A 25569-nucleotide genomic window follows, 5' to 3' on the forward strand; every position below is an offset into this window, starting at 1 on the left:
CGCGAACGGCGTGTCGGCAGCCTGTGGCAGCCCAAGCAGCGTGCCGCTTGCTTCGCAGGCGAGCCTGCTCCTACACCGGTCGTGTTGGCTTGCTGATTTGTTTACCAGCCTGCGCTGCCACTTCCAGCGCCTGGCCGTCGCGTTGCTTGCCCTGGCGCGCCAGGCCTTCGAGCTGGGGTATCAGCATGCCCTCCGGCAAGTGTCGCCAGAACCTTCCCGGCATGTGCAGACGCAAGGCATCGGGGTTGAGGCGGGCGGGGTTGAAGGTATGGCGGTAATAGGTGCGCCATAGCTCGGCACCCGGGTCATCGGCATTGCGCGCCCAGCCGCGCCAGCTGTCGGGGCATTGCCGGTGGTATTCGAACGCCTGGCCGTCGAAGCGTATGCCATCGCCCGGGGTGGCGATCAACCAACGCAGGCGCCCCAGGCGGTCGGCGAAGTGCGGGCTGGCGCTTTCGAGGATGTCATGGGCCGGCTCGTGGTAAGCCACAAGGTCCAGCTGCAGGTGGGCCGCCACGGCGTCCGGCAATGGCACGAAGCGGACAAAGGCGTGCAGGTGGTGCGCCTCGCGGCTGACCTGCTTGATCCGCCGATGCAGTTCGCTGCCCAGCCGATCCCCCGCCAGCATTGCGGTGCGGTCGCCGTGGGCCACACGCCAGAGCACCTCGTACAGCAGGTTCCAGCGTTGCTCGCCACGGTAGCGGGCGGCCTGTTCCAGCAGCGTCAGCAGCGGCGCCGGTACCTTGGCCCGGAAAGGACCGGGGCCTTCCGGGAGCGGGGTGGGTACGGCCAGCAAGTCAGCCATCGGCCCCTGCGACCAAGTGACCTCCGCGGGGTCGATACCATGCCCCAACAGCACGCGCGCCTGCTCCCGCCAGGTTGCGAACAGGTCATCGCAGTCCAGCGCGATCATCCCCACAACCCCATCTGCAGCGGTGCCTGTGGCTCGCGCAGACGGGCCCGCAACAGGCCGCTGCGCAGCTCGGCCTGGGCCGGGCGGTAGTCGCTGGTGACAATGAATGGCCGCGCCTTGTCCAGTACACAACGCAGCTGGATCAGGTCGTCATAGCGGATGCGTCGCTCGCGCCGCAGCGCGACCAGGCGCTGTACGCTACGCAGGCCGATACCTGGGATGCGTGCCAGCAATGCCGGCTCTGCGCGATTCACATCCAGCGGGAAGACCTCACGGTTGGCCAGTGCCCAGGCCAGCTTGGGGTCGATGTCCAATGCCAGGTTATCGCCCTGGCCGAGCAATTCCCCGGCCTGGTAGCCATAACCACGCAACAGGAAGTCGGCCTGGTACAGGCGGTGTTCGCGCAGCAGCGGCGGTGCCGTCAACGGCACGCTGCCCGGGCTGTCGGGGATCGGGCTGAAGGCGGAGTAGTACACGCGCTTGAGGCCGTAGCCCTGGTACAGCGACTCGGCGTTGCGCAGCAGGGTGCTGTCGTCGGTATTGTCGGCACCGACGATCACCTGGGTGCTCTGCCCGGCGGGGGTGAAGCGTGGGGCCTTGGGTTCGTTGGCCACGGCTTGCTGGCCCTGGTGGATGACGCCCATGGCCTGGCGAATGGTGTGCGCCTGCTTTTCCGGCGCCAGGCGCTTGAGGCTGGCGTCGGTGGGCAGTTCGATGTTGACACTGAGGCGGTCGGCCAGGCGACCTGCCTCTTCGATCAACAGCGGGTCGGCATCGGGAATGGTCTTGAGGTGGATGTAGCCACGGAAGTGGTGTTCCTCACGCAATAGCCGGGCCACGCGGATCAACTGCTCCATGGTGTAGTCGGCCGAGCGGATGATGCCGGAACTGAGGAACAGGCCGCTGATGCAGTTGCGCCGGTAGAAATCCAGGGTCAGGCGCACCACTTCCTCGGGGGTGAAACGGGCGCGGGGCACGTTGCTGGAGCGGCGGTTCACGCAGTACTGGCAGTCGTACAGGCAGAAATTGGTCATCAGCACCTTGAGCAGCGACACGCAGCGGCCGTCGGGGGTGTAGCTGTGGCAGATGCCCATGCCGTTGGTGGCCCCCAGGCCATCACCACTCCGCGAATTGCGTTTGGGCGCGCCGCTGCTGGCGCAGGAGGCGTCGTATTTGGCAGCGTCGGCGAGGATGCCGAGTTTGGCAATGAGTTGCATGGGACCACACCCTGTACTGAATATTCATACAGTATTTTGACAAGGCGCCGATTGCAAGCCTATGTGACGAATGCCGTACCCGTGCTTGACCCAACATACCCGAGCAAATCCCTCAGCTACGCTTACCGCGGGACTTTACGGACAGCTCAGGGCGCGTTCTGCCCTGCGGGAGAGGATATGACTATCACCATCAGGCCACGAATGGCGCTTGCAGGGGTGGCACTGGCCTTGGCCATGCTCCAGGCCCAGGCGGCAGAGACAAACAAGGTTGATGTACTGCTGGTAGGCGGCGGCATCATGAGCTCGACATTGGCGGTATGGCTCAACGAGCTCGAGCCGGGGTGGTCGCTGGAGATGGTCGAGCGCCTGGACAAGGTCGCCGAAGAAAGCTCGAACGGCTGGAACAACGCCGGCACCGGCCATTCGGCGCTGGCCGAGCTGAACTACACCCCGGAAAAGGACGGCAAGATTGATATCAGCAAGGCCGTGGAGATCAACGAGGCGTTCCAGGTCACCCGCCAGTTCCTGGCCTGGCAGGTCAAGCAGGGGGTGCTGAAGAATCCGCGCGCCTTCATCAACACCACCCCGCACATGAGTTTTGTCTGGGGCGACGATAACATTCGCTTCCTCAGGAAACGCTACGAGGCGCTGCAGGCCAGCCCGCTGTTCAAGCCCATGCAGTACTCCGAAGACCCTGAGCAGATCCGCAAGTGGGTGCCACTGATGATGGAAGGGCGCGACCCCAAGCAGAAACTGGCCGCGACCTGGACGCCGATCGGCACCGACGTCAACTTTGGCGAAATCACCCGGCAATATGTAGGCTACCTGCAGAGCCGGCCGAACTTCGACCTCAAGCTGTCGACCGAGGTCCAGGCCATCAGCCGCAACGACGATGGGTCCTGGCACGTCGAGTACACCAACCTCAAGGATGGCAACACAGCGGCCACCGATGCCAGGTTCCTGTTCATCGGTGCTGGCGGTGCGGCGCTGCCGCTGTTGCAGAAGTCCGGTATCGAGGAGGCCAGGGACTATGCTGGCTTCCCGGTCGGTGGTTCGTTCCTGGTCACCGACAACCCGGCCATTGCCCAGCGCCACATGGCCAAGGCCTACGGCATCGCCGCAACCGGCGCGCCGCCGATGTCGGTGCCACACCTGGACACCCGCGTGCTCGATGGCAAGCGCATGATCCTGTTCGGGCCGTTTGCCACCTTCTCGACCAAGTTTCTCAAGCAAGGCTCGCTGCTCGACCTGCTCGCCAGTACCAACCTCCACAACGCCTGGCCGATGGTGCGGGTCGGGGTACGCGAGTTCGACCTGGTGCAGTACCTGATCGGCCAGGTGCTGCAATCCGACGATGATCGTTTCGAGGCGCTGCGGACCTACTTCCCCGAAGCGAAACAGGCGGACTGGCGGCTATGGCAGGCAGGCCAGCGGGTGCAGATCATCAAGAAGGACGAGGCGCTGGGCGGCGTGCTCAAGCTCGGCACCGAAGTGGTAGCGTCCAAGGATGGCAGCATCGCCGGGTTGCTGGGGGCCTCACCGGGTGCTTCGACCGCGCCGCCGATCATGCTGGATGTGCTGAACAAGGTGTTCAAGGACAAAATGGCTTCGCCAGAATGGCAGGCGAAGATCAGGCAGATCATCCCGTCCTACGGTATTCGCCTGAATGATCACCCGGACCAGGTGCAGAAGGCGTGGGCCTACACCAACGAAGTGCTGCAGCTCGATCCTCCCGCGGGCGCCGCTGCGCCCTAGGGTAGCGGCGGGCGGTGCAACACTGGCTGGTTATCGGCAGGGCTCGCCCAGCTGAAGTGATAGACATGGCTGGGTGCTGCCGATTGGCATTGGCCAGTGTCGGCATCGGCGCCAACCACATACCACTCGGCGCGCGAGGTTTCGCCAAGCCTGCGCGCCTTGTCGGCGCTGAAGCAGCGGCCCAGCGCCGTGGCCGGCACCAGGGCGTAGGTTGTGGGGTGATGGCGTAGCCAGTAGGCGGCCGCATCTGCCCTGGATTGCCCGCTGAAGCCAAAATGCACGATAGGTTGGCGGGCGAACAGCCAATGCCCCTCGCGCCAGTCGACCAGCACCAGTTCGGCTCCGCGGGTAACGCGCGCAGCTTCGCTCATCAAGGTGTCATGGGGGTTGCGGCCTTCCTGCACCGGCTCGGCCCAGCCGCGCGCGAACCAGAGCGCGAACCAGGCCAGCGCTATGGCGGTGAACCCCTTGCGCCAGGCCGGCCGGCGCCGTAGCCAGCGCTTGAGCAGCCAGGGCAGCAGCGGCGCGATGGCCAGCACCAGGCCCGGCAGTGCCGGGAAGATATACAGCTTGCGCTTGCCGCTGCTGAGGCTGAAGAACAACAGCACCAGCGCTACCCAGCCGAGCAGCAACAGAAAGCGCCCGTCGCGCTTGTGCAGTTGCCGATACCAGGCCGGTACCAGCCAGGGCAAGGCCAGCACCAGCGGCAGCCAGTACTTGGGGATGACCTTGACGAAGAAGTACCAGAACGGCTCACGGTGGTCCCAGGCATTGGCATAGCGGCTGGCGGTCTGGCGCAGCAGGATTTCCTTCAGGTAGGCCAGTTCTGCCGCGCCGCCTCCCTGGGCAATCGACACCAGCAGCGGCAACAGCCACACCGCGCAACCGGCCAGCAGGCATGACAAACCCAGGCTCCAGCGCCGGGCCTGGCCAGGCATCACCACCACGCCGTGCCAGCGCTGGCGCACCGCCCAGGCATACGGCAACAGTACCAGCGCCGGGACAAAGCCCACGCCCTTGCTGATGATACCCAGGCCCATGGCTGCGCAAGCCAGGTAGAACCAGCCCCAGGCCGGCCCCAGCAGCAGGTGGCGCAGCAGGCCATAGAGGCCCAGCGCCACCCACAGGCACAGGAAGCTGTCGATCTGCCCGGTGCGCAGGATGCTGTAGCTTTGGTAGGTCGCCAGGAACAGCAGAGCAGCGATCACCCCCACACGCCGGTTCCACAGGCGCCGCCCCAGGTCGTGCAGCACCCAGGTGATGGTCGCTGCCGATAACAGCCCGGGCAGGTACAGGGCGATGCCGGGCGAGCCGGTCAGCTTGGCGAAGAGGGCTACGGTCCACATGAACAGCGGTGGCTTGTCACCATAGATTTCAGCCGCCCGGTGCGGAATGAACCAGTGACCGCTGTGGAGCATTTCCAGGGCAACGCCGAGAAAGCGCTCCTCATCCACATTCATCGGCTGACGCCAGCCGATACCCGCACCCACCAGCAGCAGCGCCAGGGCCATCAGGGCCAGGCGTTCGGCCATGAGCGTATCGAACCTTGGCACGGGCTATTCCTTCTGTTGCGGGTGGCGGGCGATCAGCTGCAGGTTGCGCAGGTAGACCAGCAAACCGAAGCTCTGGCCAATGATGAACACCGGGTCCTGGCGATAGATGGCGTAGGCCAGCAGCAACGCGCTGCCGAGCATGCTCAGGTACCAGAAGCCCACCGGGATGAGGCTGCGGCGCTTGAACTCGCTGTACAGCCACTGCAGCACGAAGCGCCCGGTGAACACGGCCTGGCCGGCGAAACCGACGATCAGCCACAAGCTTTCGCGGGTCATCCTTCGAGCTCCTGCGGGTGCGTGTCCAGGCGGGTACGGCGGATCAGCCACCAGACCCCGAACAGGTCGAGAATGCCAACCAGGGCGCGGTCCAGGTTGCCATACTTGGACACCCCGGCCTGACGTGGCCGGTGGTTGACCGGGTGCACCAGCATGCGGCCGTTGTGGCGCAGGATCAGCGCCGGAATGAAACGGTGCATATGGTCGAAGTAGGGCAGGCGCAGGAAGGCCGCGCGCTCGACCAGTTTCAGCCCGCAGCCCGTGTCAGGCGTGGCGTCGCCGAGCAGGCGGCTGCGCAGGCCGTTGGCAAGGCGCGAGGCCCAGCGCTTGCTGGCGCTGTCGCGGCGGTTGACCCGGTGCCCGGCCACCAGCTTGAGGTTGCCTGCCAGGTGCGGGTTGGCGCGGACCAGGGCCAGCATGCCGGGGATATCCGCCGGGTCGTTCTGCCCATCGCCGTCAAGGGTGGCCAGCCACTGGCCGCGCGCCGCTTCGGCGGCGTGCCACAGGGACGTGCTCTGGCCCAGCGAGTGCGCGTGGCGGAGGATGCGCAATTGCGGATAGCCCTGGTTCTTCACCTGTTGCAGGGCGCTCAGGGTGTGGTCGCTGCTGCCGTCATCGACCACCACTACTTCGTAGTCCAGGGTTGCCAGTGCCGCGCGGATTTCCTGCAGCAGTGCCGGCAGGTTGTCGGCCTCGTTCCTGGCGGGAATCAGTACCGATAACTCAAGTGGGCTGTCATGGGGCGCTTGTGATCCTGTTGTGGTGGTGCGGTTCAGACCTGGTAGTAATCCCGGTACCAAGCGACGAAGGCATTGACCCCGTGCGCCAGTGAGGTGCCTGGGGTGTAGCCGATCCAGCGCGCCAGGGCATCGACATCGGCCCAGGTTTGCAGCACGTCGCCAGGTTGCAGCGGCAGGTAGTCACGCTGGGCCTTGGTGCCCAAGGCATCCTCCAGGCAATCGACGAACTGCAGCAGCCGTACCGGCTGGCCGCGGCCGATGTTGAACAACTGGCACGGCGGTAGCCCCTCGGCCGGCTGTGGCGGCTTCAGGCGCAAGCGCACGATGCTTTCGACGATGTCGTCGATATAGGTAAAGTCACGCGCCATCAGGCCGTTGTTGTAAACCGCGATCGGCCGGCCTTGGAGGATGGCCCGGGTGAATGTGAACAGGGCCATGTCGGGGCGGCCCCAGGGCCCATAGACGGTGAACAAACGCAGCCCGGACGTCGGCAGCTGGTACAGGTGGGCATAGCTGTGCGCCATCAGCTCGTTGGCGCGTTTGCTGGCGGCGTACAGCGACAGTGGTTGCTCGACCGGGTCGTCGACGCTGAACGGCAGCTTGGCGTTGTCACCGTACACCGAACTGCTGGAGGCATAGATGAAGTGACGTGGTGGCTGCTGGCGGCAGGCCTCGAGCATATTGAGGAAACCCACCAGGTTGGCCTGGCCATAGGCACCAGGGTTGTCCAGCGAATAGCGCACCCCGGCCTGCGCCGCCAGATGGATCACTTCACTGAACGGCTGCGCGGCGAACAACTGTTGCAGTTCTGCCGGGTGGGTAATGTCGAGGGTATGGAAGCGGAAGTTGGCGAAGTCGAACAGCTGTTGCAAGCGTGCCAGCTTCAACTTGACGCTGTAGTAGGCATTGAGGTTATCGATGCCGACCACCTCGATGCCCGCCTCGCACAGGCGCCGCGCAACGTGGTAGCCGATGAACCCGGCCACGCCGGTAATCAGTACAGGCATGCGGGTTGCCCCTGGCCACGACCGATGCCGTAGTAAGTCAGGCCAGCGGCGGCCATGTGCTCCGGCTCGAACAGGTTGCGCCCGTCGAATACCACGCGGTCGGCCAATTGCTGGAGCACCTTGTCCAGATCGAGTACGCGGTAATCCTGCCATTCGGTGACGATCACCAAGGCATCGGCGCCGCGCAGCGCATCGTCCTTGCAGGGCACCAGGCGCAGGTCGCGGCGCGTGCCATAGTGCCGCTGGATCTCGTCCATGGCCTGTGGGTCATGTGCCTGTACCCGTGCACCGGCAGCCCACAATGCTTCCAGCAGCACCCGGCTGGAGGCTTCGCGAATGTCGTTGGTGTTGGGCTTGAACGACAACCCCCACAGGGCGAACACCTTGCCTCGCAGGCCACCTGGGTAATGGCGCTGGATCTTGCTGAACAGCCGGCCCTTTTGCCGCTCGTTGACCGCCTCAACCGCTCGCAGCAGCTGCGGCTCGAAGCCTTCGGCCTCGGCGCTGCGGCGCAGGGCCTGCAAATCCTTGGGGAAGCACGAGCCGCCGAAACCGCAGCCGGCATAGATGAAGTCGTAGCCGATGCGCGGGTCGGAACCGATGCCGCGGCGCACCATCTCGATGTCGGCGCCCAGGTGCTCGGCCAGGTTGGCGATTTCGTTGATGAACGAGATCTTGGTCGCCAGCATGCAGTTGGCCGCGTACTTGGTCAGCTCGGCGCTGCGCGCGTCCATCACCATGAGCTTTTCACGGTTGCGGCTGAACGGCAGGTACAGCTCGCGCAGCAGCTCCACCTCGGCAGGTTCCGCGCCACCGATGATGATGCGCTCCGGGCGCATGCAATCGTCCACGGCCGAGCCCTCCTTGAGGAACTCGGGGTTGCTGATGACCTGGAAGCGGCGAGTGTCGGCCACGGCCTGGGCGATGCGCGCCTTGATGCGCTGCACCGTGCCGACCGGGACAGTGGATTTGTTGACGATCACCTTGGCGGCGTCGGCGTGTTCGAGGATGCTGTCAACCACGGCGAACACGTGCCTGAGGTCGGCGCTGCCATCGACCTGTGGCGGGGTACCGACCGCGACGAACTGCAACCGGGCATAGTTCGCCGCTTCACTGGCGTCGGTGGTGAAGCGCAGCCGACCACAAGCCAGGTTGTTCGCCAGCATTGGCGCCAGGCCGGGCTCGAAAATCGGGCAGTGGCCTTCATTGAGGGTGGCGACCCGCGCGGCGTCGACATCCATGCACAACACCGAATGCCCCACCTGGGCCAGGCACACTGCCTGGGTGAGGCCAACATAACCGGTACCGAAAACCGTGACCTTCATTTGACAGCTCCTTGGCGAGAAAGCTGAAAAAAAATGTCACATTGTTGTTTAGGAATTGTTACCCGTGCTGATCGCCGCTTGCTGGGCCACCGCCCGGAGCTGCTGGCGGAACCACCGCCGCAGGGGATCGGCATGGGTGCGCTCGTGCCAGATCTGCATCACCTCGATGCCCGGCAGCGCCAGCGGCAGCGGGTACATCACCAGGTCGTCATCGCGCGCGCTGGCTTCGACGGCCAGCGAGCGCAGGCAGGTCAGCAGCAAGTCGGTGCCGCGCAGCAAGCGCGCCGGGGCGATGAAACTGGACAAGCCGGCTACCACCCGTCGCTGCTTGCCTTGGCTGCGTAGCGCGCGGTCGACCAGGCCGTCGAGGTCGCCAGTGAGGGTGGTGAGCAGATGGTCGCTGGCGAGGAAGGTGTCGAGGTCCAGGCCCTTGGCCAGGCCTGGGTGGCTGCGTGACGCCAACACGACCAGTTGCTCGTTGAGCAGGCGCTGCTGGTGGAAGGTGTCCGGCAGGTCGGTATAGAAGCCGGCAACGGCGAGGTCACAGGTGCCTTTCTCCAGCGCTTCGCGGGGTAGCTGGCCACGGGTGTTGTGGGTCACCAGGGTCAGGTTCGGGGCCTGGCTGCGCAGCAGCGGCAGCAGCCTGGGTAACAGGGTCTGTTCGACATAATCTGTGCTGTACAGGTGCAGCCGGGCAGGGCGGGCGAGGAAGTCCCGGCCTTCGCAACGTTCATAGAAAGCTTCCAGGCTCACCACCAGGCGTTCCACCTGGGGGGCCAGTTCGTGGGCGCGCGGCGTGGGCGTCAGGCCGCGGGGCGCGCGTACGAACAAGGGGTCGCCGAACTGATGACGCAGCTTGTTCAGTTTGTGGCTGAGCGCAGGCTGGCTCAGCGCCATGCGCTGGGCGGCGAGGGTGGCATTGCGTTCCTGATACAGCACATGGAACAGGTACAGCAGGTTGAAGTCTTTGCTGGCGATATTCATTTTCTGGATTACAGGCATGCAAGCTTTCGAATTATCGAATCATAGCCTGGCCACTAGCATGAGCGCATCGGGCCGCCCTGTACGGATGGCCCATGAGTTGATCGAGGAGATTGCTGCATGATCCAGATGTCCAGGCTTGCCCTTGCCGTGGCTGCCACCCTGCTTGCTGCTGGCACCCAGGCCGCGCCCAAGGGCGAGGTGCTGGTGCTGTTGTCCAGCGAGCACCAGCTGCCGTTGCAGGACGGCAAGCGCTACGCCACCGGTTACTACCTCAACGAGTTCGGCGTACCAGCCGACCAGCTGCTCAAGGCTGGCTACAAGCTGGTACTGGTAACGCCCAGGGGCAATGCCCCGAGCGTCGATCCACGCTCGATCGACCCGAGCTATTTTGCCGGCGACGCGGCCGAGATGAAGCGGATCGAAAGGGTCGTGCAAAGCCTGCCGGGCATCGACGATACCCTGTCGGTGAAGGAGGTGCTGGCGGGCGATCTGCGCCGTTATGCCGGGCTGTTCATCCCCGGCGGCCATGCGCCGTTGATCGACCTGGCCAACAACCCGGACGTGGGCGCCCTGCTGCGGCATTTCCACCAAGCTGGCAAACCTACCGCGGCCATCTGCCACGGCCCCATCGCCTTGCTCTCGGCCCAGCAGGACCCGGCAGGCTATCAGGCCGCGCTGGCACGTGGCGACAAGCCGGCAGCCACTGACTGGTTGTACCAGGGCTACCGGATGACGATCTTCTCCGACCCGGAAGAACAGGTATTCGAGGGTTCGCTCAAGGGCCAGCGCCTGTTGTTCTACCCGGCGAGTGCCATGGCGATTGCAGGCGGCGACATGGGCTACGCCAAGGCCTGGCAACCCAACGTGGTGGTGGACCGCGAACTGATTACCGGGCAGAACCCGTTCTCGGACAAGATCCTGGCCAAGGCGCTGCTGGAAAAGTTGGCCGAACAGCCACAGCGCCCCGGACAGGGCATCTAAACTTACAAGTGGCCTGCAGCGGCTAACGCTCGCCAGGCCAACATCATCCAACCGACCACCGCCTCCCCGGAGCGGACGTCCCTCGCTGGCGATGGCCTTCTTGCAGAGGAGGGCAGGTCATGGACGAGGCAAGGCTTCACGATTTCATGGGCAAGCTGGTGGGCGACATGGGCGCGGCGGCGACCCTGGCCAATGTGATACTCGGCGACGAACTGGGGTTGTACCGGGCCATGGCCGATAGCCAGCCGACCACCCCTGAGGCACTGGCGGCAAAGACCGGCTGCCACCCGCGGCTGGTGCGCGAATGGCTCAACGCCCAGGCCGCGTCGGGCTACATGGTGCATGACCAGGGCCGCTTCGTATTGCCCGAAGAACAGGCCATGGCCCTGGCGCTGGAAGATTCCCCGGCCTACATGGCCGGTGGCGCAGCGGTAGTGGCGGCACTGTTCCATGACAAGGACAAACTGGTTGCGGCTATGCGCGGTGACGGCGGGCTGGCCTGGGGCGACCATCACCCCTGCATGTTCAGCGGTACCGAGCGGTTTTTCCGGCCGGGTTACCGCACGTTCCTGGTGTCCGAGTGGCTACCGGCGCTCGAGGGCGTGGTCGCCAAGTTGCAGGCGGGTGCCAAGGTCGCTGATGTTGGTTGCGGGCATGGTGCTTCGACGCTGGTCATGGCCGAGGCATTTCCGGCCTCCACTTTCATTGGCTACGACTACCACGGGCCTTCCATCACCACGGCCAACCAACGCGCACGCGAAGCGGGGTTGGTGGGGCGGGTGACATTCCAGCAGGCCAGCGCCAAGGACTATCCGGGGCATGACTATGACCTGGTGTGCTTCTTCGATTGCCTGCACGACATGGGGGACCCGGTGGGCGCGGCGAAACACGCCTATCGCGCGTTGAAGGCGGACGGCACGGTGATGCTGGTGGAACCCTATGCCGAAGATTCGCTGGAGGGCAACCTGACGCCGGTCGGGCGCTTGTTCTATGCCGCCTCGACCTTCATCTGCACACCGAACTCGTTATCCCAGGAGGTGGGCCTGGGGCTGGGCGCCCAGGCCGGGGAGGCGCGCTTGCGTGCGGTGTTCGAGGAGGCGGGGTTCAGCCGGTTCCGGCGGGCGACGCAGACACCCTTCAACCTGATCCTCGAGGCCCGGAAATAGGGAGGCTACTCGCTGGCAAGTCAGCATCGTCAATCGTAGGAGCGGATTTATCCGCGAAGCAGGCGGCGCGGTGGATGGCACCAGTGATCGGGGCTGAAGCCGCTTCTACAGGCGCCGAGAGCCTGGCTTGCCGACGATGAGGCCCGGACAGGCAAAAAGAAGGGGCGCCTGAATGGCGCCCCCCTTTTTGTGTCGCTTAGGCTTCAGCGTCCCACGGACGATCGCCTTTTTCATCCTTGATGCGGGTCGGCAGGCCCATTACGTCCAGCGCCTTGAGGAACGGCTCGGCTGGCAGCTCCTCGACGTTGACCATGCGCTTGGCATCCCACTCGCCACGGGCAACCAGCAGGGCGGCAGCCACCGGCGGTACACCGGCGGTGTAGGAAATGCCCTGGCTGTCGGTCTCGGCGTAGGCTTCTTCGTGGTCGGCCACGTTGTAGATGAACACTTCGCGCGGCTGGCCGTTCTTGGTGCCCTTGACCAGGTCGCCAATGCAGGTCTTGCCGGTGTAGCCCGGGGCCAGCGAGGCAGGGTCCGGCAGTACCGCCTTGACCACCTTCAGCGGTACCACTTCCAGGCCTTCGGCGGTCTTCACCGGTTGCTCGGAGAGCAGGCCCAGGTTCTTCAGCACGGTGAACACGTTGATATAGTGTTCGCCGAAGCTCATCCAGAAACGCACGTTCGGCACGTTGAGGTTCTTCGAAAGCGAATGAACTTCATCATGACCGGTCAGGTACAGGTTCTGCGAACCGACCACAGGCAGGTCGTCGGTACGCTTGACTTCGAACATGCTGTTGCTGGTCCACTGGCTGTTCTGCCAGCTCCAGACTTGCCCGGTGAACTCACGGAAGTTGATTTCCGGGTCGAAGTTGGTGGCAAAGTACTTGCCATGCGAACCGGCATTGACGTCGAGAATGTCGATCGAATCAATGCTGTCGAAATACTGTTGCTGCGCCAGCTTGGCGTAGCTGTTTACCACACCCGGGTCGAAACCGACGCCGAGAATGGCGGTGATGTTCTTGGCCTGGCACTCCTCGAGGTGTTTCCACTCGTAGTTGCCGTACCATGGCGGGGTCTCGCAGATCTTCCCCGGCTCTTCGTGGATGGCGGTGTCCAGGTAGGCGACACCGGTATCGATGCAGGCACGCAGCACCGACATGTTGAGGAAGGCGGAACCAACGTTGATCACGATCTGCGATTCGGTCTCGCGGATCAGTGCCTTGGTCGCCTCGACATCGAGGGCATTGAGCGAGAAGGCCTGGATGTCGGCGGGTACCTTGAGGCTACCCTTGGCCTTGACGCTGTCGATGATGGCCTGGCATTTGGAGATGTTCCGTGACGCGATAGCGATACGACCCAGTTCGTCGTTATGCTGCGCGCACTTGTGGGCCACCACCTTGGCGACACCTCCTGCACCAATGATAAGAACGTTCTTCTTCAATTTATCCCTTGCTCCTTACTGAAAGCCGGTCTTACGACAGGCTGGAAACGTAGTCTTCGAAACCGAACTCGCGCACCACTTCGACGCTGCCGTCGAGTTGCTTGACCACGATGGATGGCATTTTCAGACCGTTGAACCAGTTTTTCTTGACCATGGTGTAACCCGCCGCGTCGACGAACGACAGGCGATCGCCGATGGCCAGCGGGCGGTCGAACTGATATTCGCCGAAGATGTCGCCGGCCAGGCACGACTTGCCGCAGACCATGTAGGTATGCGCACCGTCGTTCGGGGCCATCTTGGCATTGAGGCGATAGATCAGCAGGTCGAGCATGTGCGCTTCGATCGAGCTGTCGACCACGGCCAGGTGCTTGCCGTTGTACAGCGTGTCGAGCACGGTCACTTCCAGCGAGGCGCTGTTGGTGATGGCGGCTTCGCCCGGCTCCAGGTACACCTGCACGCCGTATTTTTCCGAGAAGGCTTTCAGGCGCGCGCAGAAGGCGTCCAGGGCATAGTCTTCACCGGTGAAGTGGATGCCGCCACCGAGGCTGACCCATTCGACCTGGTGCAGCAGGTGGCCGAAGCGTTCTTCGATGTGGCTGAGCATCTTGTCGAACAGGCCGAAGTCGCCGTTTTCGCAGTTGTTGTGGAACATGAAGCCGGAAATCTGCGAAATCACCTGTTCGACCTTGGCCGGGTCCCATTCGCCCAGGCGGCTGAACGGGCGGGCCGGGTCGGCCAGCAGGTAGTCGGAACTGCTGACCTGCGGGTTGACACGCAGGCCGCGGACCTTGCCTTCGGACTGTTCGGCGAAGCGCTGCAGCTGGCCGATCGAGTTGAAGATGATCTTGTCGCAGTTCTCGAGCATTTCCTCGACCTCGTCGTCGGCCCAGGCCACGCTGTAGGCGTGGGTCTCGCCGGCGAACTTCTGGCGGCCGAGCTTGAGCTCGTACAGCGAGGAGGAGGTGGTGCCGTCCATGTACTGTTGCATCAGGTCGAAGACCGACCAGGTGGCAAAGCACTTGAGGGCGAGCAGGGCCTTGGCACCGGAGTGTTCGCGCACGTAGGCGATCTTCTCCATGTTGCCCAGCAGCTTGGTTTTATCGATGAGGTAGTACGGCGTCTTGATCATTTAAAGGCCCCCGGCCAGGCCGGCCAAAAAAAGGACACGCATTGTGCCTTCACTTGCCGCAGACCGAAAGGGTGGGATATGCATTTCGTCAGGGTTGCTGACGTTGCAGTGGCTTTTACGGTTGTGGCGGGCTCAGTAGAACAGGCTCATGTGACCGTCCTGGTCATTATCCATGACCTTGCTGGTTGCCCTGAGCCATTGGTCAGGGCAAGGCAATCATCGGTCCTGCGCTGATCTCCAATATTGGGCATTCTTTGCCTCAGGGAGACATAGCATGACCAAGCATCACGACAACGGCCACGGCTTTGCCGATGACCCACAACGGGTCCATGACGCAGGGCGCAAGGGTGGGTCTGGCAAGGACCTGAAACAGGACCGTGCGGAAAAGGCGCGTGTGGGTGGGCAACACAGCCACGGCGGTTCGCGTCGGCGCGGCGAAGGTTGACTTCGCCACGCCCGCGCTTCATTCGGCCGCGGCCAGCCAGGCGTGGATCTGCGCCAGGGTAGCGGTGGCCCCGCCACACACCACCACCAGCACGTTACCGTAGCCGGCCAGCGCGACCGCGTCATAGGCCAATGCCAGCGCGGCACCGCAGGCCGGCTCTACCAGTACACGATGATCGAGCAGGAACCGCTCGCAGGCTTCGAGTGCGGCACGGTCACTGACCACATGACTATGCACCGGGTGCTGGCTGGCGCAGGTCAGTGCCTGGTCGGCGACGCGCTTGGCCCCCAGGGACGTGGCTACCGAATCGATACGCTCCAGCTCGACCGGGTGCCCTGCCTGCAAGGCCGCATGCAGCGACGCCGCGCCTGTGGTTTCCACTGCCAGCACCGGCACATCGCCCCAGCCGTTACGTTGCAGCCCCTCGACCACCCCGCAAAGCAGGCCACCACCGCCCACCGACAGCACCACGGCATCCGGCTTCAGGCCGGCCTCGGCAACCTCGTCCACCAGGCTGGCATGGCCAGCCCACAGCAGTGGGTCGTCGAACGGGTGGATGAAAGCATCACCCTGGCCGACCAGCGTTTGCGCCAGGGTGTTGGCCTCCTGCCAGGAGCTACCGTGTACCACCACCTTGGCGCTTTCCAGGCGTAGCAGCTCCTTGGCCCGTTCGGTGGTGGTCTCCGGCACCACCACGGTTACCGGCACGCCCAGCTTGCGCCCGGCATAAGCGACCGCCAGGCCTGCATTGCCACCCGAGGAGGACACGAAATGCCGCGCGCCACGGGCATGCTGCACCTCGCAGGCATGGCCGACACCGCGCAACTTGAACGAACCGCAGGGCTGCAGGGCGTCGAGCTTGAGCCAGATGTTGCTCCCGGCTGCCAGCGACAGCGGGCGGGATTCGATCAGGGGGGTAGGGATATGCAAGGTCATTGGCTGGCTCCGCGCAGTTGCTCGAGGTAGTTGTAAATGGTGTAGCGGGTCACCCCCAAGGCATTGGCGGCCTTTTCCACCCCGCCTTTGACGATGAACAGGCCGCGTTCCTGCATTACCCGCACGGCTTCGACCTTGGCCTGCTTGTTCATCCGCCCCTGGCCGCTGCGCTGCAGCGAGGCCTGGATGATTTCGCTCATCAGCAGCTCCATGTCGGCGGGCTCGTTGACGGTGGGAGCCGTTGCTGATGGCTGCAACTGCTGGAGGAAGCTCATGGCGGCGTCCAGGCCGGTCACATCGCTGTTGACACAAAGGCTGGCGAAGGGGTGGCCGGTGCTGTCACGGAAGATCGCCGTGGCGCTGCGCAAGGTGCGGCCTTTAAGGCTGGTGGGGTAATCGGGGACGACCACCGGCGCGCAGCCTTGCTGGTCGGCCGAGGCTTGCATCAGCGCCTTGAAGCCCTGGTCCTGCTCCGGGGCGGCGAGGATCGGGCTGCCGACGCTGCGCCCGGAAAGGTGGCCGTTGATGATCGCCACCACGGAGTGTTCCGGGTGATCGAGGTCGTGCAGGAGGATTTCCAGGTTGCCTGGGGCAACGCTGCCCATGGCCTGGATGGCAGCCTTGAGCACGGTGAGGGTGAGCTGGCGTTCTGCTTCGGGTGTCAGGCACATGGTAAACCGCAAAGTCAACGTTTTGTGTATTTTTACACGTAACGTTGAATTTTGCGATTTGCATTTTTCAAGCTCCACTCGCGGGGTGAACCCGCAAGTGGGCCGCCAGGCGGCCTGCTGTTGCTTAACCCAACGGCGGCGTGCGCGGCGGGATCATCCGGCGCGACCCGGTCGCCTCGAAGGCTGCACCGAAGCTGAGCAGGGCGTTGTCGCTGTAAGCCCGACCAGCGAAGGTCAGCCCCACCGGCATGCCGATATCGGCCATCACGCCCATCGGCACGGTCACGGTGGGCACGCCCAGGTGACGGATTGCCAGGTTGCCATTGGCCACCCAGATACCGTTGCTCCAGGCGATGTCGGCCGACACCGGATTGACGTCGGCATCGGCCGGGCCCACATCGGCCACGGTGGGGAACAGCACTGCGTCCAGGCCGAGGTTGTCCATCCAGTCTTCCAGGTCGATCTTGCGGGTCTGCTCCAGGCCGCGCAGGCCGTCGGGCAGGGTCTCGATCTGGTCCCAGGTCTTCAGGCCGCGCTTGGCCATGTTGACGTATTCGTCCATGCCGGCGGCCAGGTCGTCCTCACGGTTGGGCAGGGTGCCCGGGTCGTGGGGGAAGATCAGCGCGCCATCGACATCGGCCAGGCGGTTGAGCTTGGGGTCGTCATTGGCGCGCAGGAAGTCGTCGAATGCCCAGCCGGACAGTTCCCACAGTTCGTCATGCAGGAACGCCTTGCTGACGATACCGCGGTTGTACACGGTCGGCGCGCCCGGGCGGTCGCCCTCGCAGTTGGACACCAACGGGAAGTCCACTTCCAGTACTTCGGCGCCGGCCGCTTCGAGCGCCTGGCGTGCCTGTTGCCACAGGTCGATCACGCTGGCGCGGGTGTTGATGCGCTGGCCGGTCGGGCCGCCAATGCCAGGTTTTTCGGATGTGCCAGCCTCGGGGTCGGCATTGATGTACATGCGCGGCACGCCAAAGCGCTTGCCCTTGAGCGCGCTGGCATCCACGGCCAGGTCGAGGTAGCTGGCGGGGCGCACCTGGGACGCTGCCGGGATCGGCACCCAGGGTTGCAGGCGCCACAGGTCGCCGCGCGTGTCGGCGTCGTCGGCGACCACCACGTCGAGGATTTCCAGCAGGTCGGCCATGGTGCGGGCGTACGGCACCACCACGTCCATGGTCGGCGTCAGCGGCCAGTTACCGCGCACCGAGATCACCCCGCGCGACGGGGTGTAGGCGCACAAGCCGTTATTGGACGCCGGGCCACGGCCGCTGGACCAGGTCTCCTCGGCCAGGCCGAAGGCGCTGAAGCTGGCTGCCGTGGCAGTGCCGGCACCATTGGACGAACCCGAGGCGAACGGAGCGGTCAGGTAATTGGCGTTGTAAGGGCTTTCGGCGCGGCCGTACACCCCGCGCTGCATGCCACCGTTGGCCATTGGCGGCATGTTGGTCTTGCCCAGGCAGATGGCGCCGGCGGCGCGCAGGCGCTCGATGGTGAAGGCATCACGCTGCGCCACCAGGTCCTTGAACGCCGGGCTGCCGGAAGCAGCGGTCAGGCCTTTGACCAGGTAGCTGTCCTTGGCGGTGTAGGGGATACCATCCAGCGGGCTCAGCAGCTGGCCTTTGCTGCGGCGGGCGTCGGAGGCCTCGGCCTCGGCCAGCGCCTGCGGGTTGCGCACTACCACGGCGTTCAGGGCGGTGGCGGTGCCGGCACCGTCATAGGCGTCGATACGCGCCAGGTAGGCCTTGACCAGCTCGACCGCCGTCGTGCGGCCCGACTCGAGTGCGTCGCGCAGCTCGGCAATGGAAACCTCGGTTACCTCGATCATGCTTTCACCAAAAAATGTGCAGGTGGGGGCTAATGCGAGGAGTGTACAAGAAGGGCCTGGCGGGCGCAGGTTTGCGCGCGGGCAAATGGTTTTGTGCAGGCGGGCATTGACGGGGCCGCGTAGCGGCCCCGAGTGCCTGTCAGTCCAGGTCGGACGCCGCGTGTCGTTCTGCTACCTGGCTGCTTTCATCGCCCCAGATGCGGTTCACCCGGGTTCCGCGCTGTACTGCCGGGCGCAGGGCAATTTCCTCGGCCCAGCGCTGTACATGCGGGTATTCGTCCACCGCCAGGAACTGCGCCGCGCCATACAGGTTGCCGCGCACCAACTGGCCATACCATGGCCACACGGCAATATCGGCGATGCTGTATTGCTCGCCGCCCAGGTAGCGGCTTTCCCCCAGGCGCCGATTGAGCACATCCAGCTGGCGCTTGGCTTCCATGGTGAAGCGGTTGATCGCGTACTCGAACTTTTCCGGCGCATAGACATAGAAGTGGCCAAAGCCACCGCCCAGGTAAGGTGCCGCGCCCATCTGCCAGAACAGCCAGTTCAGGCTTTCGGTGCGGGCCGCCGGCGCCTCGGGCAGCAGGGCACCGAATTTTTCTGCCAGGTACAGCAGGATCGAGCCCGACTCGAACACCCGCACCGGCGGCTCGACGCTGCGGTCGAGCAATGCGGGGATCTTCGAGTTGGGGTTGACCTGGACGAAGCCGCTGGAAAATTGCTCGCCCTCGCCGATGCGGATCAGCCAGGCGTCATATTCGGCCCCCTGGTGGCCCAGGGCGAGCAGCTCTTCCAGGGCGATGGTGACCTTTACGCCGTTGGGTGTGGCCAGCGAGTACAGCTGCAGCGGGTGCTTGCCCACGGGCAGGTCCTTGTCATGCGTCGGGCCGGCAACCGGGCGGTTGATGCTGGCGAACTGGCCGCCGGACGCCGCATCGTTGCGCCAGACCTTGGGCGGCACATAGGCGGGCTTGCTCATGCATGAATCTCCTTGAATGGCGCGAAATGGGCACATGAAGACGTCGACCAGCATCTATGCCATGGGTTCGATAAAAAGCGCAAATGCACAATGCGCGAGCGGGTTCTGCATGACGGCGGTTTCATCCAGGTTTCATCCGCCACTGGCCAGCCCGGTTCTATGCTGGATCATCGCTTCGCCCCGCAAGGAACCGCTGGCCGATGACCCTTTCACGTTGCGTGCTGGCCCTGGCCCTGTTCGCCGGCCTGCTTACCCATGCCGAGGCTGCGCCTTGGGTTGCCGGCCTGCACCACATGAGCCTGGCCGACCCGGTCGATGGCCAGCCCATGCAGGCGCTGGCGTTCTATCCGGCTGTTGGCAAAACCCGCAGCAGCCGCATGGACGGCTACCCGATCGAGGTGGCTGAAGAAGCGCCGGTAGCGTTGGGCCAGTTCCCCTTGCTGGTGCTGTCGCATGGCAATACCGGCAGCCCGCTGGCCTTGCACTACCTGGCCACCTCGCTGGCGCGTCGAGGGTTCGTGGTGGTAGCTGTGGTGCACCCGGGAGACAACGCCCGCGATCACAGCCGCCTGGGTACCCTGAGCAACCTGTATGGCCGGCCGCTGCAAGTCAGTGCGGCGATCACCGCGGCCCGCGATGATGCCTTGTTGGGGCCTTACCTGAACGATGGCAAGGTCGGCTTGATCGGCTATTCGGCCGGCGGCGAAACCGCCTTGATTGTTTCCGGTGCGCGCCCTGACCTCGATCGCCTGCGCCAGTATTGCCTGGAACGGCCGAACGATGCCGACGCCTGCAGGACGCACGGGGTATTGATTGCCGACCGCAGCGAGCTGGCGCCCATGGCCGACCAACGGGTGGGCGCGGTGATGCTGATGGCACCGCTGAGCTTGTTGTTCGACCGCCATACCCTGGCCGGGGTGCGCTTGCCGGTGTTGATCTACAGCGGTGACAGCGACCAGCTGGTGGCGGTGGATCGTAATGCCGAAGCCTTGGCCCGCAAGCTGCCGCTGACCCCGGACTACCGCCTGCTGGCCGGTGCCGGGCATTTTGTGTTCATGGCCCATTGCGACAGCGAGCAATACGCGCGCATGCCGACGCTGTGCAAGGACGCCGAAGGCGTGGACCGCCGCGATATCCACCATTCGCTGCAACGCGAGACAGCGGCGTTCTTCAGCCAGGCGCTGGGCGCGCCACAGCCGGCCGAGCGCTCAGCCGCGGCCAGCATGCCGCGCCAGCCACAGCGTTAGGCCGACGCCGGCCAGGGCCAGCAGGGCCGCCACTGCGAAGACCAAGGCATAGCCCAGGTGCACGGCAACTGCTCCCATCAGCGGCCCGGCGATGGCCAGGGCCATATCGAAGAACACCGCGTACGCACCCAGCCCGGCGCCGCGGCTGCTGGCAGGCACCTGCCTGATCGCCTCCACCCCCAGCGCAGGGTACACCAACGACAGGCCGAACCCGGTCAGCCCGGCACCAACCAGCGCCCATGGCGGCGAGGCTGCCAACCACAGCAGGCCCAGGCCGAGCACTTCGGTGGCCATGCAGGCCATGGCGACGTTGTAGCCGCCAAACCGGTTGACAGCGTTGACGAACAGCAGCCGCGAAATGATGAAACAGGTGCCAAAGGCAGTCAGGCACCAGGCTGCGCCGAGCCAGCCACGCTCCAGGTAGTACAGGGTGACGAAGGTAGTCAGGGTGCCGTAGCCGATCGAGGCCAGGGTCAGGCCCAGGCCGCACGGCGCGACCCGTGCAAAGGCCGACCAGAACGGTAGGCGCTCGCCGCGTGCCACGACCACGTCCGCGCGCTTGCGCAGTACCAGCAGCGCCGACAGTGCCAGCGCCAGCAGCACTGGCCCCAGTACGCTGAAGCCCAGCCCATCCACCGCCAGCACGCCCAAGGGCGCGCCAAGCGCGATGGCGCCATAGGAGGCAATACCGTTCCAGGAAATAACTCGCGCGGTGTGCTCGGGGCCGACCTGGCTGATGCCCCAACTCAACGTGGCCACGCCGATCAGCCCTTGGGCGATACCCAACAGCACGCGCCCGCCGAGCAACAGTGCCAGGCTCAGCGGCGGTAGGGCCAGGGTCAGGGCCGACAGCCAGGTCAGTATCCCGCAGCCTGCAATCCCCAGCAGGCCGAAGCGAATGGCGCGTTTACCGCCCAGGCTGTCCGCCACGCGCCCGGCAAACGGGCGGCTGAGCAGGGTGGCCAGGTACTGCAGGCCGATGGTCGCACCGGCGACGATGGCGCCGTAGCCCAGCTGATCATGCACATGGCTGGGCAGCACGGCGATCGGCAGGCCGATGCACAGAAAGGCAATGAAGGTGTAGAAGACGATCGACAGGATCTGCAGGGTGATGCCGGCGGCAGGTTGTTGCGCGGTCATGGGCTCGTTCGCGGGCGGGCGGTTGGGCGTGGTCCCATCATGGCCGTTGCGCAAAGGAAAAGAAAGCAGGCTAACGAATTATTCGTCTGGAGTGCCCGCTTGTGGCATCGGTGGCGGATGGTTCGCGGGTAAACCGCTCACACAGGGCCTGCAGGCGCCTTGTGGGAGCGGGAAGAGGCCGGCCCGGCCACGTAAATGGCCGGGCCTGAGCCTTCAATCAGACCAGCACACCCTGGCTACGCAGGTAATCGTCGTAGGTGCCGCTGAAGTCCACTACGCCATCGGCCGAAAGCTCGATGATGCGGGTGGCCAGCGACGATACGAACTCCCGGTCGTGGCTGACGAACAGCAGGGTGCCCGGGTAGTTTTCCAGCGCCAGGTTCAGCGCCTCGATCGATTCCATGTCCAGGTGGTTGGTCGGCTCGTCCATGACCAGCACGTTCGGCTTCTGCAGGATCAGCTTGCCGAACAGCATGCGGCCTTGCTCACCACCGGAGATCACCTTCACCGACTTGAGGATCTCGTCGTTGGAGAACAGCATGCGCCCGAGGGTGCCGCGGATCACCTGCTCGCCGGAAGTCCACTGGCCCATCCAGTCGAACAGGGTCATGTCTTCTTCGAAGTCGTGAGCGTGGTCCTGGGCGTAGTAGCCCACTTCGGCGCTATCGGTCCACTTCACTTCGCCCTTGTCCGGGGTCATTTCACCGACCAGGGTGCGCAGCAGGGTGGTCTTGCCGATACCGTTGGGGCCGATGATCGCCACGCGCTCGCCGGCTTCGATGGTGAAGCCCAGGTCCTTGAACAGCACCTTGTCGTCGAACGCCTTGGACATTTTCTCGACGGTCACCGCCTGGCGGTGCAGCTTCTTGGTCTGCTCGAAGCGGATGAACGGGCTCACCCGGCTGGATGGCTTGACCTCGGCCAGCTGGATCTTGTCGATCTGCTTGGCCCGCGAGGTGGCCTGCTTGGCCTTGGAGGCGTTGGCCGAGAAGCGGCTGACGAAGGTCTGCAGCTCGGCGATCTGCGCCTTTTTCTTGGCGTTGTCGGCCAGCAGTTGCTCGCGCGCCTGGGTAGCGGCGGTCATGTACTCGTCGTAGTTGCCCGGGAACAGGCGCAGCTCGCCGTAGTCCAGGTCGGCCATGTGGGTGCAGACACTGTTGAGGAAGTGCCGGTCGTGGGAAATGATCACCATGGTGCTGTTACGCGCGGTGAGGATGTTTTCCAGCCAGCGGATGGTGTTGATGTCCAGGTGGTTGGTCGGTTCGTCGAGCAGCAGCACGTCCGGGTCCGAGAACAGTGCCTGGGCCAGCAGTACTCGCAGCTTCCAGCCAGGGGCCACTTCGCTCATCGGGCCGAAGTGCTGCTCCAGCGGAATACCCAGGCCCAGCAGCAGTTCACCAGCGCGTGATTCGGCGGTGTAGCCGTCCATTTCGGCGAACTCGGTTTCCAGCTCGGCGACGGCCATGCCGTCTTCCTCGGTCATTTCCGGCAGCGAATAGATGCGGTCGCGTTCGGCCTTGACCTTCCACAGCTGGGCATGGCCCATGATCACCGTGTCGATCACGGTGAATTCCTCGTAGGCGAACTGGTCCTGGCGCAGCTTGCCCAGGCGCGTGTTCGGCTCGAGCATGACCTGGCCGGCGGACGGCTCCAGGTCACCGCCGAGGATCTTCATGAAGGTCGACTTGCCGCAACCGTTGGCGCCGATCAGGCCGTAGCGGTTGCCGTTGTTGAATTTGACGGAAACGTTTTCGAACAGCGGCTTGGAGCCGAACTGCATGGTGATGTTAGCGGTGGAGATCAAGGAGCTTACCTATCAATAACTTACGTGGCTTCTTCGCAGCTGCGGACCAGTTCCGGACCAATCTGGAGCTTTTCCAGCTCCTGCCAGTCGTTGGACGAGTGAATCCAGCGCGCATAAGTCGATAAGAGCATCTGCACGCTATGCCCGAGCTGTTGGGCGATAAATGCGGGGTTGAGACCAGACATTAAGCATATTGTCGCATAGGTGTGGCGGCAGTTATACGGGGTGCGGTATTTGATCCCCAAACCTTTGAGGACAGGCGCCACTGATGGTGCAGGTCCGACGTCTGCTTGACGTACTCCCCATTCTTTCCAGGCGGGAAGACGAACGGCGATTCGGTGAAATGCCCTTTGCCCGGCCTGCGTCGCTCTGCGTACTGCTTGGCAAACTCCAAGGCGTGCAAGGCCCTGTCGTTGAGCAACACAAACCTATCCTTTCCTGTCTTCGTCCTTTCCTCATCTACCCCGAGCGTGATCGTTCGCCGCACGTGGGCTGTCTTCTTGGTCGTATCGACCGCATCCCATGTCAATGCCAGGCCTTCGGACAAGCGTAGGCCTGTGAAATACATGAATTCGGAGAACGCTGCATAGATCTGACCCGGCCAATGAGGGTGCTTGTACAGCTCGGCAATGATCAGATTCGCCTGTTCCAAGGTGAAGGGATCGACCTCTTTCCTCAATCGTGCTGGCAGCTGTATGGCCTCAGCTGGGTTCCTCGTCATCAGCCCGTCCAGTACCGCTGAGCGCAGGATGATTGACAGCTTCACCATCGCATTGCGTTTCACTGACGGTGAAGGGTAGGTGAGGACACTTATATCGTCATGAGTCGTGGCCACCACGACCTGGGACTTTCGGTTACTGCCAGTACCTTCTGACTTTCACCAACCAGGACGATCCCGTCCAGGGCCACCAATGCCAAACGCTTCATGCGTGCCCTCCTTGTTGATGAGGGCAATCATCGCGTCGTTTCAGCGCAAAGCTGAGTGGCGCCGGCAAAAAGAAAAGCACCCGAAGGTGCCCTCTCGATGCCACCAAGATCCATATCGCACCCTAGGTGCATTCACTAACCAGCCTTCCGTGCCATGTACTCGAAGCGGCCGCGAAAGTTCACAACTGCCGCCATCAAGAACTCGAACATGTCTGGAGTCGATGCGGGGATATCGCCTGGTGACATGACCATCCCCTCGATGAGGTCGCGCGTCGAAAGTACGCAGGCATCGTCAGCCACCTCTTGGCCCATGCTCGCCGCAAGTTCTTCGACCTGCGTGTAGCGAACATGCATTCGTCGGCCGCTTACCAGGTACCCGCTAAGGGGTAGTGTTCAATACGGCACTCATGGGGATGGCCATCGCCTTTGCACGTCCCATCCAGATATCGGTAGTTGATGTGCATCAACTGGCCTTTTTGGGGCCACTGTCCGCGTGGGAGCGTGCCTTGGTAATCAGCAGTTTCCGGTACGAATGTGATAGTCGCCCCCTTTTCCGGGCATTCTGCCGTGGTCGAAGCCTGGCTTACCTTAACGACCTGGGCCTGTAGCTTTGGATAGGGAAGCTTCAACACATCAGTGATATGTAGCTCCATACGGCAAATTTGCCACGTCGATGCTTGTACTGGCTGGCACATTACGAAGAAGGGAATGGCAAATAGGGCGTAGCGAGTTGCGCGGTAGTCCATTATTGGCCCTGCCTTGAATATTGATATCCGAGGCATTATCAGGCGTGGACTCACCGAATCATAGGGCGATCCTGTCCTGCGTGCATTCAGCCAAGTCGATGCGCGCCCAGGCGATCGTCATCAAGACGGACAACCTGCCATTCCCATCAAATTGCTGCCCAGGCCGGCCCGGCTTCGGCTGTGAATACCGCATTGATCGTCAAGGTCGACAACGTCCCGGTCTGCACCGCGTACGCGGGTGCAGCAGGTATAGGCTGTGGCGTTGATTGAGGCTGAAGTGGCGGCTTGAGTCGCTCGATGCGCCCGACGTCTAAAGCAGATGCGCATACAGCAGATGATGTCATAATAGTGGCCAACGA

At 63.9% G+C, this 25569-nt stretch carries 22 protein-coding genes and 1 pseudogene; 5 read left to right on the top strand and 18 right to left on the bottom strand.

The features are described 5' to 3' along the window. Positions 1-70: 70 nt before the first annotated feature. A complete protein-coding gene (locus ACJA3S_RS12015) occupies positions 71-919 on the bottom strand; it encodes a TIGR03915 family putative DNA repair protein (RefSeq protein WP_406822002.1) in 849 nt (282 codons plus the stop codon). Continuing rightward, positions 910-2130 (bottom strand): putative DNA modification/repair radical SAM protein, encoded by a 1221-nt coding sequence (locus ACJA3S_RS12020; protein ID WP_406822003.1) that lies wholly within the window; start codon positions 2128-2130, stop codon positions 910-912. Before ACJA3S_RS12020 ends, ACJA3S_RS12015 begins: the two co-directional genes overlap by 10 nt. A gap of 177 nt (positions 2131-2307) precedes the next feature. On the opposite strand from ACJA3S_RS12020, the gene mqo reads away from it, so the two are divergent. After that, positions 2308-3885, top strand: coding sequence for a malate dehydrogenase (quinone) (gene mqo, locus ACJA3S_RS12025; protein ID WP_406822004.1), 1578 nt, complete (start codon positions 2308-2310; stop codon positions 3883-3885). Here mqo and ACJA3S_RS12030 read toward each other — a convergent pair. Genes ACJA3S_RS12030 through ACJA3S_RS12055 form a run of 6 tightly spaced genes read right to left on the bottom strand, consistent with a single transcriptional unit; the run spans position 3882 to position 9770 of the window. After that, complete coding sequence (locus ACJA3S_RS12030; RefSeq protein WP_406822005.1) at positions 3882-5438, bottom strand: ArnT family glycosyltransferase; 1557 nt, start codon at positions 5436-5438, stop codon at positions 3882-3884. The two genes, mqo and ACJA3S_RS12030, sit on opposite strands and share 4 nt — an antisense overlap. Positions 5439-5441: 3 nt before the next feature. Then, complete coding sequence (locus tag ACJA3S_RS12035; RefSeq protein WP_170029716.1) at positions 5442-5714, bottom strand: lipid-A-disaccharide synthase N-terminal domain-containing protein; 273 nt, start codon at positions 5712-5714, stop codon at positions 5442-5444. Continuing rightward, positions 5711-6490, bottom strand: coding sequence for a glycosyltransferase family 2 protein (locus ACJA3S_RS12040; RefSeq protein ID WP_406822244.1), 780 nt, complete (start codon positions 6488-6490; stop codon positions 5711-5713). Before ACJA3S_RS12040 ends, ACJA3S_RS12035 begins: the two co-directional genes overlap by 4 nt. After that, a complete protein-coding gene (locus ACJA3S_RS12045; protein ID WP_406822006.1) occupies positions 6487-7461 on the bottom strand; it encodes an NAD-dependent epimerase/dehydratase family protein in 975 nt (324 codons plus the stop codon). The genes ACJA3S_RS12040 and ACJA3S_RS12045 overlap by 4 nt, the downstream gene beginning before the upstream one ends. Further along, positions 7449-8786, bottom strand: coding sequence for a UDP-glucose dehydrogenase family protein (locus ACJA3S_RS12050; protein WP_406822007.1), 1338 nt, complete (start codon positions 8784-8786; stop codon positions 7449-7451). The genes ACJA3S_RS12045 and ACJA3S_RS12050 overlap by 13 nt, the downstream gene beginning before the upstream one ends. Positions 8787-8834: 48 nt before the next feature. Beyond that, complete coding sequence (locus ACJA3S_RS12055) at positions 8835-9770, bottom strand: LysR family transcriptional regulator (RefSeq protein ID WP_406822245.1); 936 nt, start codon at positions 9768-9770, stop codon at positions 8835-8837. Between the two features lie 117 nt (positions 9771-9887). Here ACJA3S_RS12055 and ACJA3S_RS12060 point away from each other — a divergent pair, with 117 nt between their 5' ends. Next, positions 9888-10751, top strand: a complete 864-nt coding sequence (locus ACJA3S_RS12060; RefSeq protein WP_406822008.1) for a type 1 glutamine amidotransferase domain-containing protein — start codon at positions 9888-9890, stop codon at positions 10749-10751. A 119-nt stretch (positions 10752-10870) separates the two neighbouring features. Next, positions 10871-11917 carry a class I SAM-dependent methyltransferase gene (locus ACJA3S_RS12065; RefSeq protein ID WP_406822009.1) on the top strand — a complete coding sequence of 349 codons (1047 nt, stop codon included), beginning with the start codon at positions 10871-10873 and terminating at the stop codon, positions 11915-11917. A 196-nt stretch (positions 11918-12113) separates the two neighbouring features. On the opposite strand, the gene ACJA3S_RS12070 is transcribed toward ACJA3S_RS12065, so the two are convergent. Together ACJA3S_RS12070 and nspC are read right to left on the bottom strand one after the other, a co-directional pair. Further along, positions 12114-13358, bottom strand: coding sequence for a saccharopine dehydrogenase family protein (locus tag ACJA3S_RS12070; protein ID WP_186684972.1), 1245 nt, complete (start codon positions 13356-13358; stop codon positions 12114-12116). A gap of 31 nt (positions 13359-13389) precedes the next feature. Further along, positions 13390-14487 carry a carboxynorspermidine decarboxylase gene (nspC, locus tag ACJA3S_RS12075; RefSeq protein ID WP_186684973.1) on the bottom strand — a complete coding sequence of 366 codons (1098 nt, stop codon included), beginning with the start codon at positions 14485-14487 and terminating at the stop codon, positions 13390-13392. A 274-nt stretch (positions 14488-14761) separates the two neighbouring features. On the opposite strand from nspC, the gene ACJA3S_RS12080 reads away from it, so the two are divergent. Next, entirely contained in the window at positions 14762-14932 is a 171-nt protein-coding gene (locus ACJA3S_RS12080; protein WP_170029725.1) for a KGG domain-containing protein, read from the top strand. Between the two features lie 18 nt (positions 14933-14950). Here ACJA3S_RS12080 and ACJA3S_RS12085 read toward each other — a convergent pair whose 3' ends face one another. The 4 genes from ACJA3S_RS12085 to yghU form a co-directional block, all read right to left on the bottom strand. Next, positions 14951-15868 (bottom strand): pyridoxal-phosphate dependent enzyme, encoded by a 918-nt coding sequence (locus ACJA3S_RS12085; RefSeq protein ID WP_406822010.1) that lies wholly within the window; start codon positions 15866-15868, stop codon positions 14951-14953. Then, positions 15865-16539 carry a transcriptional regulator gene (locus ACJA3S_RS12090; protein WP_406822011.1) on the bottom strand — a complete coding sequence of 225 codons (675 nt, stop codon included), beginning with the start codon at positions 16537-16539 and terminating at the stop codon, positions 15865-15867. The genes ACJA3S_RS12085 and ACJA3S_RS12090 overlap by 4 nt, the downstream gene beginning before the upstream one ends. A gap of 124 nt (positions 16540-16663) precedes the next feature. Continuing rightward, complete coding sequence (locus ACJA3S_RS12095; protein WP_406822012.1) at positions 16664-18367, bottom strand: amidase; 1704 nt, start codon at positions 18365-18367, stop codon at positions 16664-16666. A gap of 139 nt (positions 18368-18506) precedes the next feature. Beyond that, the gene (gene yghU, locus ACJA3S_RS12100) at positions 18507-19346 is read right to left on the bottom strand and encodes a glutathione-dependent disulfide-bond oxidoreductase (protein ID WP_406822013.1); all 840 of its coding nucleotides are present in this window, start codon (positions 19344-19346) and stop codon (positions 18507-18509) included. Positions 19347-19546: 200 nt separating this feature from the next. On the opposite strand from yghU, the gene ACJA3S_RS12105 reads away from it, so the two are divergent. Next, complete coding sequence (locus tag ACJA3S_RS12105) at positions 19547-20593, top strand: alpha/beta hydrolase family protein (protein ID WP_406822014.1); 1047 nt, start codon at positions 19547-19549, stop codon at positions 20591-20593. Here the strand turns inward: ACJA3S_RS12105 and ACJA3S_RS12110 are convergent. From ACJA3S_RS12110 to ACJA3S_RS12125, 4 genes and pseudogenes are all read right to left on the bottom strand, one after another. Then, a complete protein-coding gene (locus ACJA3S_RS12110) occupies positions 20555-21733 on the bottom strand; it encodes an MFS transporter (RefSeq protein WP_406822015.1) in 1179 nt (392 codons plus the stop codon). The genes ACJA3S_RS12105 and ACJA3S_RS12110 overlap by 39 nt on opposite strands. A gap of 217 nt (positions 21734-21950) precedes the next feature. Further along, complete coding sequence (locus tag ACJA3S_RS12115) at positions 21951-23537, bottom strand: ABC-F family ATPase (protein WP_170029732.1); 1587 nt, start codon at positions 23535-23537, stop codon at positions 21951-21953. Between the two features lie 20 nt (positions 23538-23557). Then, a pseudogene (locus ACJA3S_RS12120) lies at positions 23558-24336 on the bottom strand (tyrosine-type recombinase/integrase); the annotation flags it as partial. Positions 24337-24599: 263 nt separating this feature from the next. Continuing rightward, the gene (locus tag ACJA3S_RS12125; RefSeq protein WP_406822016.1) at positions 24600-24818 is read right to left on the bottom strand and encodes a hypothetical protein; all 219 of its coding nucleotides are present in this window, start codon (positions 24816-24818) and stop codon (positions 24600-24602) included. Positions 24819-25569 lie beyond the last annotated feature (751 nt).

Source organism: Pseudomonas sp. KnCO4 (assembly GCF_045344305.1).
GTDB lineage: Bacteria > Pseudomonadota > Gammaproteobacteria > Pseudomonadales > Pseudomonadaceae > Aquipseudomonas > Aquipseudomonas anuradhapurensis.